9 protein-coding genes are annotated in these 10,518 nt (G+C 69.6%); 3 read left to right on the top strand and 6 right to left on the bottom strand.

Annotated elements, in window-relative coordinates:
• Window positions 1-56 precede the first annotated feature (56 nt).
• A complete protein-coding gene (mshD, locus tag STRCI_RS19345) occupies window positions 57-983 on the bottom strand; it encodes a mycothiol synthase (RefSeq protein WP_269660218.1) in 927 nt (308 codons plus the stop codon).
• 168 nt (window positions 984-1,151) lie between these two features.
• Here mshD and STRCI_RS19340 point away from each other — a divergent pair, with 168 nt between their 5' ends.
• The 3 genes from STRCI_RS19340 to STRCI_RS19330 all read left to right on the top strand — a co-directional run bounded on the left by STRCI_RS19340 (window position 1,152) and on the right by STRCI_RS19330 (window position 4,868).
• The gene (locus tag STRCI_RS19340) at window positions 1,152-2,954 is read left to right on the top strand and encodes a bifunctional metallophosphatase/5'-nucleotidase (protein WP_269660217.1); all 1,803 of its coding nucleotides are present in this window, start codon (window positions 1,152-1,154) and stop codon (window positions 2,952-2,954) included.
• 70 nt (window positions 2,955-3,024) lie between these two features.
• Complete coding sequence (locus STRCI_RS19335; RefSeq protein WP_269660216.1) at window positions 3,025-4,218, top strand: LmeA family phospholipid-binding protein; 1,194 nt, start codon at window positions 3,025-3,027, stop codon at window positions 4,216-4,218.
• Complete coding sequence (locus STRCI_RS19330; RefSeq protein WP_269660215.1) at window positions 4,215-4,868, top strand: pentapeptide repeat-containing protein; 654 nt, start codon at window positions 4,215-4,217, stop codon at window positions 4,866-4,868. The genes STRCI_RS19335 and STRCI_RS19330 overlap by 4 nt, the downstream gene beginning before the upstream one ends.
• Here the strand turns inward: STRCI_RS19330 and STRCI_RS19325 are convergent.
• The 5 genes from STRCI_RS19325 to STRCI_RS19305 form a co-directional block, all read right to left on the bottom strand.
• Window positions 4,855-6,939: a pectinesterase family protein gene (locus STRCI_RS19325; protein WP_269660214.1), complete on the bottom strand. Its 2,085-nt coding sequence runs from the start codon at window positions 6,937-6,939 to the stop codon at window positions 4,855-4,857. The genes STRCI_RS19330 and STRCI_RS19325 overlap by 14 nt on opposite strands.
• 85 nt (window positions 6,940-7,024) lie before the next feature.
• Entirely contained in the window at window positions 7,025-8,479 is a 1,455-nt protein-coding gene (locus STRCI_RS19320) for a sensor histidine kinase (protein WP_269660213.1), read from the bottom strand.
• Window positions 8,476-9,210, bottom strand: a complete 735-nt coding sequence (locus STRCI_RS19315; RefSeq protein WP_269660212.1) for a response regulator transcription factor — start codon at window positions 9,208-9,210, stop codon at window positions 8,476-8,478. The genes STRCI_RS19320 and STRCI_RS19315 overlap by 4 nt, the downstream gene beginning before the upstream one ends.
• Window positions 9,211-9,295: 85 nt before the next feature.
• Window positions 9,296-9,466, bottom strand: coding sequence for a hypothetical protein (locus tag STRCI_RS19310; protein ID WP_269660211.1), 171 nt, complete (start codon window positions 9,464-9,466; stop codon window positions 9,296-9,298).
• Window positions 9,467-9,486: 20 nt separating this feature from the next.
• A complete protein-coding gene (locus STRCI_RS19305; protein WP_269660210.1) occupies window positions 9,487-10,491 on the bottom strand; it encodes a S1C family serine protease in 1,005 nt (334 codons plus the stop codon).
• Window positions 10,492-10,518: the final 27 nt, after the last annotated feature.

Raw genomic sequence — 10,518 nt, 5'->3', positions numbered from 1 at the left:
ATCGATGTGCGGCTCCGCCGCGTGGGCCCGACCAGCCACGACGGAGCCGCACCCGCTCATGTCTCCGTGCGGTACATCAGGTCCGTCTCGTACGTGGTGAACCCCATCCGCTCGTACACGGACACCGCGGCCTTGTTGTCGGCATCGACATACAACATCGCGGTAGGCAACCCCTGATCCGCCAGATGCCGAAGGCCGACCGCCGTGAGGGCCTTTCCCAGCCCACCCCCCTGCGCACCGGGCCGCACGCCGAGGACGTACACCTCACCGAGACCCTCCTCGGCGTGCACCTTGGTCCAGTGGAAGCCGATCAGCTCGCCCGCCCGCTCGGCGAGGAAGAACCCCGCCGGATCGAACCACGGCTCGGCCTTCCGGTCGTCGAGATCGCGCTGGGTGAGGGACCCCTGCTCGGGATGATGAGCAAAGGCCGCGGCGTTCACGGCGAGCCACGCCGCGTCGTCCTGCCCGGGGACGAAGGTCCGCACCGACACCTCCTCGGGCAGCCCCGGCTCGGAGAGGTCCAGGTCCGCCAACGGCCGCCGCATCTGCCGCAGTTCGCGGAAGAGCGTCAGCCCCAGCACCTGTGCCAGATGCCGGGCCGCCGAGTGCCCGCCGTGCGCCCAGACCCGCAGCCGCTTGCCGGACGCGGCGAGCAGGGCCGCGCCGAGCGCCCGCCCGTGGCCGTGGCCGCGGTGCCCGGGGTGCACGACCAGCTCGGCGGCCGGGGCCTCCACCGGATCGGTGTCCTCCAGCTGGGCGTAACCGATGAGTTCGTCGCCGACGCTGAGCAGCAGATGCGAGACGCCCTCGCGCTCACCGCCGCGCAGTTGCAGCCGTCCCTGTTCGGACACCGCCTGCTGGCCGTCGGTGCGGGCGGCCTCGGCGAGCAGTGCGAGCACGGCTTCGGTCTGGTCGGGGGCGAGTGCGGAATGGGTCTCGATGGAGCGGGCCCCGCCGGGCCGTGCGGTGTCGTCGCTGGTCATGCGTACGAGGGTAAGCCGAGGGCAGGCCGGACCGGCGGCAAAAGGTAAACCAGGATGTAACCCGGAACCACCTTCCGCGCTACGCGCGTTGACTCTAGGCTGCGCCCCTGGGCATTCACTGCCCTCTCATGACTTCTCCTCTGCTCCATACGACTCATAGGGGGGCGTATGCCAGCCATGTCCCAGCAGCCGCAGCACCGCCGCAGACGCCGGACGCAGCTCATCCTCACCGCCGTGGCGGGTCTGACCACCGTGGGCGCCCTGGCCGCCGCGCTGCCGGCGTCGGCGAGCGCGGACGAGGGCGACCGCAAGGGCGGTTACACGTCGGGCCGCTACCAGGACGTCCAGCTGCTGTCCTTCAACGACCTGCACGGCAACCTGGAGCCGCCGTCCGGCTCGTCCGGCCGGGTCACCCACCTCAACGCGGACGGCACCACCCAGACCATCAACGCGGGCGGTGTCGAGTACCTCGCCACCCACCTGCGCCAGGCCCGCGAGGGCAACAAGTACTCCATCACCGCGGCCGGCGGTGACATGGTCGGCGCCTCCCCGCTGATCTCGGGCCTCTTCCACGACGAGCCCACCATCGACGCGCTGAACAAGCTCGACCTGGACGTCACCAGCGTCGGCAACCACGAGTTCGACGAGGGCTCCAAGGAGCTCAAGCGCCTTCAGTACGGCGGCTGCCACGAGACGGCCGGCTGCTATGTCGAGGGCGAGGAGTTCGAGGGCGCCGACTTCCCCTATCTCGCGGCGAACGTGCTGAACGAGAAGACCGGCAAGCCGGTCCTCAAGCCGTACACGGTGTGGAAGAAGAACGGCGTCAAGATCGGCTTCATCGGCGTGACGCTGGAGGACACCCCGGGTGTCGTCTCCGCCGAGGGCGTCAAGGGCCTCAAGTTCAAGGACGAGGTCGAGACGATCAACAAGTACGCCCGGGAGCTCCAGCGCCAGGGCGTGAAGTCGATCGTCGCGCTGATCCACGAGGGCGGTGCCCCGGCCTCGGCGTCGTACAACTACAACTGCGACTCGCCGGGCGCCGGTGACGGCATCTCCGGGCCGATCGTCGACATCGCCAAGAACATCACCCCGCAGGTCGACGCGCTGGTCACGGGCCACACGCACGCGGCCTACGCCTGCACGATCAACGACCCGGCGGGCAAGCCCCGCACGGTCACCTCGGCCGCGTCCTTCGGCCGCCTGTACACGGACACCACGCTGACGTACGACCGTTGGACGGGTGACATCGCCCGTACGGCCGTGAAGTCGACGAACCACGTGGTCACCCGGGACGTCGCCAAGGCGACCGACATGACCGAGCTGATCAGCAAGTGGAACACCCTCGCGGCGCCCATCGGCAACCGTGCCATCGGCTACATCTCGGGTGACATCCCGAACACCGGCACCGAGTCCCCCATGGGTGACCTGATCGCCGACGCGCAGCTCGCCCACGGCAAGCAGCTCGACCCCGAGACCGACCTGGCGCTGATGAACCCGGGCGGTGTGCGGGCCGGTCTGACGTACGGCACCGACGGTGTCGTCACCTACGCCGAGGGCTTCACGGTCCAGCCGTTCTCCAACACGGTCAACCTCCAGGACTTCACCGGCGCCCAGCTCATCCAGGTGCTCAAGGAGCAGGTCAGCGGCTCGAACACGAGCGCGCCGAAGGTCCTGCTGCCGTCCGCCGGACTGACCTACACGCTGGACATGACGAAGACCGGCGCCGACCGCGTCGTCACGGACTCCATTCTCCTGAACGGCGCCGCGATCGACCCGGTGGCCACCTACCGCGTCGCGACGAACAGCTTCCTCGCGGGCGGCGGCGACGGCTTCACCACGCTGGGCCAGGGCACGAACGACCTCGTCGGCGCGGACGACCTGACGGCACTGGAGCAGTACCTGACGGCCAACTCCTCGGCCACGAACCCGATCGCGCCGCCGACGGCGAACCGGATCAAGATAGTCAGCTGAACCGTGAGCTGAGTCGCAAAGGGCCGGTTGAGGTTGCGGGTGGGGCCGGTGCGCATGATCGTATGGATCGATGCGTACCCCCCACCACATAGTGACGCATCCCGAAATCGACCCGTATGAGGAGTTGGCGGAGCTCGACAAACTCGGCATCCGGGCCCTTGAACCCGAGGGCGACGAGGATGACGAGGACGACTGGGCACCCCCCAACCACCGCCGCGGCGGACGTCGTCGACGCCGCCGCGGCCGCCTCGCGGGCCTGCCACGCGCGACGAAGGCGGTGATCGGCTTACTCGCCGTCACCGCCTTTCTCACGCTCGCGGACCGCTGGGCCCTGCTCTACGCCGAACACCGGGCCGCGGACGCGCTCAAGGACCGAATGAACCTGACCGCCGCTCCCGAGGTGGAGATCGGCGGCTTCCCGTTCCTCACCCAACTCGCGGGCGAGCAACTGGAGTCGGTCCGCATCACGGTCCCCGACGTGGCGGCCGACCAGGTCTCCCTGGCCAAGGTGACGGCGACAGCGAAGAACGTACGGCTGAGCACCGACGGCCCGACCTCCCTACGAGGCTTCCGCATCCCCGCGATGGACGGCGACGTCCTGCTCTCCTTCGCCGACCTGAACCGCGAACTGGGCGCCTCCCGGATGAAGTTCACCGCCCAGGGCCGGAACGGCATCCTGGCCCGCGGCACCCTTCCGGTCGCCGGACACGATCTGCGTCTACGCGCGGAGGCCCGGGTCGACCGCGACGGCACCGGAGGCCTGACCACCGAGATCGGCGGAATACGCCTGGACATAGGAGAGTTGGCGACCTACCGCCCCGGCACCCGCCCCTCCCAGGGCCTGCACCTGACCCGAACCTCGGCCACGTTGCTGTCGAAGCAGACGAGCAAGGCGAAGGCACTGCTGTCGGTGCCGTCGGTGGTGCGCAGGCTGGGTGTACCGGAGTCGGCGGTACGCCGGGCCCTGAGCTCGGACACGGAACTGTCAAAACTGACGGGAACGCCGAGCTTCGTACGCCAGGCGATGAGCGTGAACCTCCTCGACCTGGCACTGGAGCACCCAGAGGTCCTGAAGCGCCTCGGCCTGGACCCGGGGCTGCTGAAGGCACTGCCTTCGCTGACCCGCCCCGCCCTGACCGACCGCCTGTCCCTGGCCTTCCGCCTCCCGAAGCCACCGCGGGGCGAACTGCACCTGACGGACGTACGGGTGGAGGAGAACGGGATCAGGGTGCGACTGACCGGGGCGGGGCTGGAGTTCCCGTGACCTCGAAGGACGTAGGACGGATCATCCGGATGATGCCGCCCGACGCGGAAGCCGCCGCCGTGCTCCAGGAGTGGGTCGAGCAGGCTGACGCGCTCCTGGACGCCTCGGCACTCGACCTGTCCGGGGCCGACGTCTCAGGTGCGGACTTCGCGATGGCGCTCCTGACGGAGACCGTCCTCCGCAGCGCCAGGCTCGTCGGCACCGACCTCTATCGCGCCCACCTGGAAGGCGCCGTACTCGACGGGGCCGACCTCTCCGGAGCCTGCCTGGTCAAGACCGAACTCGACGAGGCTTCCCTGCGCGGCGCCACCTTGGACGGCGTGAACCTGGGCAGCACCAGCTGCTGGGCGGTCGATGCCCGGTCGGCTCGCTTCCGCGGGGCGCGGCTCCATGGCGCCGCTCTGCTCGACGTCAGATTGGAAGGCGCCGATCTCACCGACGCGTCCGTGCGCGAGACGTCCCTGAAAGCCGTACTCGACGACGACACGGTCGTACGAGGACTCACCGGCACCCTCTTCGGCCCTGCGGTCGTCGAGGGGGCGGGCGTACGACGTGAGATCGGCGGCCCGGAACTGGAGCGCTGGCTGAACGGCCGGGGGGCGAACGTCCGCGTGCTCAGCCCGCGCTCCAGTGGCGTCAGGAAGCCGTAGGCGTCCAGTCCCCCAGCCAGTCCGCGGTCTCCTGGTCCGACGCCTGGGCGTCGGTCAGGTGCGGGCGGTCGGTGCTCGCGGAACCCGCTCCCGCGCCCGTGTTCTTGTACTCGGCGAAGCGGTCGTTCTTCCAGGAGAAGCCGCCCATGTCCGACCAGGGGGTGGACTTGATCGCGGCGCTGAGGGTGGTGTTACGGACCGTGGTCTGGGGGCGGAGGGAGGCGTCGCCGCCGGCGTGCCAGTTGCGGCCGAGGTAGAAGCTGCCGGCCGTTACGTCTCCGTTGATTGCCGAGCGGTTGATCAGGATGCCCTTGCGCGCGGCCGCCGTGCTCGGCGCCGTGACGTACCCCGCCGACGTGCCGTTCCAGCGCTTCTTCAGAGTGATGACGGACTGGTCGATCACCGCCGTAGCCCGGCCGAAGATGAAGTCGACATTGCCGGTGATGTAGGAGTTCCGGACGTAGACCCGGCCCAGCTTGTCCGCGCCAGACGTGTCCAGCAGCAGGGTGTCCTGGTCGCCGTTGACGATGAGGGAGTCCAGGAAGATCTTGTCGGCCGCCGTGCGCAGGGCTACCGCCTGGTGGCCGGAGAGGGACTGGTTCGCCGCCTCGTCGAAGTCGTTGGTGATGGTGAGGTTGCGGGCCTGGAAGTCGTCCGCCTCCACCGCGACCGTGGCGCTGCCCGAAGTGCCGTAGGTACCCGAGCCGTCCGGCTTCGGCGTCCCGGACGCGTTGTTGTAGACGATCACCGTGTCCTTGCGGCTGCCGCCGGTGCCCTGGATGGTGACATGCGGCTTGTTAAACGGGACCTTCACCAACTCGCGGTACGTGCCCGGCTTCACGGCGATGACAACCCGGGACGGGTTGTTCGCCTGTACGGCATTCACGGCGGCCTGGACGGTCGAGTACTGACCGCTGCCGTCCTTGGCGACCGTGAGGGTGGTCGCCGCGGCGGCGAGGGTGCTGGCCGTCGTACCGATCGAACTGCGCGGTCCCGTCCCCGACTTCAGCAGCGACGGCACGTCCGCGGTCTTGTCCAGCGTGTACGCGTAGTACGTCTTCGGGTCGAAGGCCGTACCGCCGCTCTCGTTGCGGCCGCTGGTGCCGGAGAACGTGTTCCCCCGCTGGACGATCGCCGCCGTGCTGTCCCTGATCACCGGGTTGGTGAAGCCCTGGAAGTAGGAGTTCTCCAGGACCATCTTCGTGGCGCCGCGCGAGTAGTTGCCGTAAGAGGACTTGATCGTCGTCCCGGCCACGTCCTCCAGGAAGTTGTTGTAGAGGTGCGCGTGGGCCGCGTTGTCCGTGGAGGGGTTGCGCTGCTCGGTCTCGCGGAACCAGTTGTGGTGGATCGTGATGTCCGTGACGACGTTCTCGGTCCAGCCGATCCCGAATGTCTTGTTGTTGTCGCTGAGCCTGTTCCAGGAAACGGTGACGTTCGTCGAGTCCTTGCGGACGTCGATCAGACCGTCCGCCATGTGCCGCAGGTCGTTGTGGTCGATCCAGACGTGGTGCGCGCCGTCCATCTGGATCGCGTCGAAGTCGTGGTCCTTGTCGTTCCAGGTGCCCTGGTACGAGTCCCGGATGGTCAGGTTCCGGATGATCACGTTGTGCACGCCGGTGCCCAGGAAGAAGCCGCCGCCGACGATGTGCCCGGAGGTCCCGGAGCCGACGATCGTCTTGTCGCTGGCGACCTTGATCTCCTTGCCGACCGGGTTCATGTCGATCGTCGCCGCCACGACGATGACGTACGGCTCCGCCGCGGTCGCGTACTTCTCCAGGTCCGCGAGCGTCTTCACGGTCACCGTCTTGCCGTCCCGGCCGCCGTACGTGCCGTTCTGACCGAGCGAGTTGACGGAGGCGAAGCCGTCCGCCGTGGCAGTCGCCCAGGCGGGCGCGGTCGCGGCGGAGGCGGTGGGCTGGGCCTCGTCGCCGAGGAGCGGGGTGTAGGCGAGGGCACCGGCGGCGGTCAGGGTCAGCGGGAGGCCGACCGCCAGCGCGGTCTTCCGTCGGCGGTGCCGGGGCTTGCGGCGGGGGTGCTCCGTGGGGGAGGCGTGGGGGGCGGGGGTGTCCATGCGTCGGCTCCGTTTTCGTTCCGTGAGGTACGGGGCGGGTCGACGTGGAGTCGCCACGGAGGGCGGGAAGGTTGCCGCCGTGGCGCTACGGCACCTCCGGCGGGGGCGTCGGGGCCCCCGGCAGGCGTACGGTCGCCACCGTGCCGCCGCCCTCGGCGGGGGCCAGCGTCACCTCGCCGCCCGCCTGTTGGACCGTACGGGCCACGATGGAGAGGCCGAGACCCGAGCCGGGGAGGGCACGGGCGCTCGGGGAACGCCAGAAGCGGTCGAAGACGTGCGGGAGTTCCTCGGCGGGGATGCCGGGGCCGTGATCGCGGACCGTGAGCACGCCGTCGGCCAGCGCGACCTCGATCGTGCCGCCCTCGGGGCTGAACTTCACCGCGTTGTCGAGGATGTTGACCACCGCACGCTCCAGGGCGGTCGGTTCCGCGCGGACGTACCACGGCTGGAGGTCGGCCGTGATCGTCAGTTCCCGTCCGCGCAGGCGGGCGCGGCGGAGGGCGGCCTCCACGGTCTCCTCCAGCGAGACCACCTGGACGCGCTCACCTCGCTGCCCCTCCGAGCGGGACAGCTCCTGCAAGTCCCCTATCAGGGCGGCCAGTTCGGTCATCTGAGCCTTCACCGAGGCGAGCAGGGCCTTGCGGTCGGCCTCGGGGAGAGGGCGGCCGGTCTCCTCGCTGCGGGTGAGGAGTTCGATGTTGGTGCGGAGGGAGGTGAGGGGGGTGCGGAGTTCGTGGCCGGCGTCCGCGATGAGCTGTTGTTGCAGCTCGCGGGAGCTGGCCAGGGAGGACGTCATCGTGTTGAAGGAGCGGGACAGGCGTGCCACCTCGTCCTCGGCGTCCTCCTCCACCGGGATGCGGACGCTCAGGTCCTCGGTCCGGGCCACGTGTTCCACGGCCTCGGTGAGCTTGTCGACGGGGCGCAGGCCTGCGCGGGCGACGGCCAGGCCGGCGGCTCCGGCGCCGATGACTCCGACGCCGGAGACGAGCAGGAGGATGAGGGCGAGTTCGTTGAGGGTGGACTCGGTGCTCTTGAGGGGGACGGCGATGAGCAGGGCGGTGTCCTTGGCGACGTACGGGCCGTTGGCGCTGTTGACGACCAGCGCGGTGGTCAGCACGCGTACGGGGTTGCCGTCATCGTCCGTCCCGTTGCGGAGTACGCCCTCGTCGAGGTGCGGGTCCTTCGCCACCTTCTTGTCGCTGTCGGCCACCTTCACCAGGGCCTCGGAGCCGCCGAACAGACAGGCGGTGCCGTCCGCCTGCACCAACTGGGAGTAGCCCTTGAACCGCGGGCCGAAGAGAGCCGCGTCGGAGGGTGACTGCGCGCAGGTGTCCAGCGCTGCGGCCACCGCGGTCTCCGGCTGTGACCGGCCGACACTCGACTGCAGGTCGTTGTCCAGCTCCTCGTACAACTTGCCCTGCACAATGAACCAACACGTAACCGAAACCGCCGCCACCGCGAACGCCACCGCCGCCGCCACCAGCAGCGCCAGCCGCGACCGGATCGGCAGTGCGCGGAACCGGCGGAACACCTTGCTCACTCCGCGCCGCCCTGTCGGAGGACATAGCCCACACCACGGACGGTGTGGACGAGGCGCGGTTCGCCGCCCGCCTCCGTCTTGCGGCGGAGGTACATGACGTACACGTCCAGCGAGTTCGACGACGGCTCGAAGTCGAAGCCCCAGACGGCCTTGAGGATCTGCTCGCGGGTGAGGACCTGCCGCGGATGGGCCATGAACATCTCCAGCAGCGTGAACTCGGTACGGGTCAGCTCCACCGGCCGCCCGCCCCGCGTCACCTCCCGCGTCGCCAGGTCCATACGCAGGTCGCCGAAGGTGAGCGCCTCGTCCTCCTCGACCGCGCCCGCGCCGGAAGCCGTGTACGAGCTGCGGCGCAGCAGGGCGCGTACGCGGGCGAACAGTTCGTCCAGCTCAAAGGGCTTGACCAGGTAGTCGTCCGCCCCGGCGTCCAGCCCCGTCACCCGGTCGCCCACCGTGTCGCGGGCGGTCAGCATCAGGATCGGAGTCGTGTCGCCCGCCCCGCGGATGCGGCGCGCGGCGGTCAGGCCGTCCATGCGGGGCATCTGGATGTCGAGGATCACCAGGTCGGGGTGGTAGGCCGTGGCCTTCTCCAGGGCGTCCGCGCCGTCGACGGCGACCTCCGTGCCGTACCCCTCGAAGGCGAGGCTGCGCTGGAGTGCTTCACGCACCGCGGGCTCGTCGTCGACGATCAGGATGCGCAGGGGTTCACGGTCGCCATCGGCGGGGCTCATGGGCTTCGGGTTCCTCGGGTGCGGAGGGACGGTTCGTCAACGCCTTCAGCCTCGCATGTCGGCGGCCGGCGCGTTGAGAAGTGGATTACGCGCGGGCCGTCGTACGACCGCGGGCGCGGCGGCGGGCCGTCGTACGGCCGGTGGCCAGCTCCGGGGCGCGAGCGGCGGGGGCATGCAGCTCGTACGCCACCTCAAGGGCCAGCGCGATGCGAGCCGGGTCGGTGTCGGCCACCGTGCGGGAGACCTGCTTGATCATGACGTCCTCCTTGAAGGGGATCAGCTCTGCTCGCCCGCCCGCAGTTTCGCGAGGTCGGACTTGACGGTGTTGACCGGGATGGCGAACCCGAGGCCGACGCTGCCGGCGTCGGAGGAGGACGAGGCCGAGGAGTACATCGCGGAGTTGATGCCGATGATGTTGCCGTTCATGTCGATCAGCGCGCCGCCGGAGTTGCCCGGGTTCAGGGACGCGTCCGTCTGGAGCGCCTTGTACGTCGTGGTGGACGAGCCGGTGTCGCCATTGAACTCCTGGCCGCCGAACTCGAACGGCCACCCGCCGCCGCCCTGCTGTTGCTGCTGCTGGCCCTCGCCGGTGGAGACGGTGACATCGCGGTCCAGCGCCGAGACGATGCCGCTGGTCACGGTGCCGGTCAGCCCCTCGGGCGAGCCGATCGCCACGACCGTGTCGCCGACCTGCACGTTGTCGGAGTCACCGAGGTTCGCCGCGGTCAGGCCGGAGGCGTCCGCCAGCTTGATCAGCGCGAGGTCCTTGCTGCTGTCGGTGCCGACGACCTGGGCGGTGTACTCCTTGCCGTCACTGGTCGTCACCTTGATCGAGGAGGCGCCGGAGATGACGTGGTTGTTGGTGACGATCTCGCCGTCACTGGTGATGATCACGCCGGAGCCGGTGGACTCACCGGAGTTGGAGGTGGCGCTGATCTCCACGATGCTCGGGCTGACCGTTTCGGCGATGGCCGCGATGTCGCCCTTCTTGCTGGAGGGCAGCACGCTGGTGGTGGTGCTCGCGGCGACGGTGTCGCTGCCGCTCAGCTCCTGCACGGCGTAGGCGGTACCGCCACCCACGGCCGCGGCGACGAGCGCGACGGCGGCCAGCAGGGCGATGGGACCCCGGGGCCGCTTCTTGCGCGGAGCTTCGGAGACAGGAGCGGGAGCGGGCTGGTGGGCCGGCGGAGGCGGCCACTCCGGGTTCGCGTACGGGTTCGCGTACGGGTTCTCGTACTGCTCGTACTCGCCGTCACGGCGGAAGCTCTCGGTCATGTCCATGAGCTTGTCGCCCGACCATGAGAGCTC

The organism is Streptomyces cinnabarinus, from assembly GCF_027270315.1.
Classification (GTDB): domain Bacteria; phylum Actinomycetota; class Actinomycetes; order Streptomycetales; family Streptomycetaceae; genus Streptomyces; species Streptomyces cinnabarinus.
The sequence above is the reverse complement of the archived record's forward strand: the minus strand, read 5'-3'. Positions and strand labels throughout refer to the sequence as shown.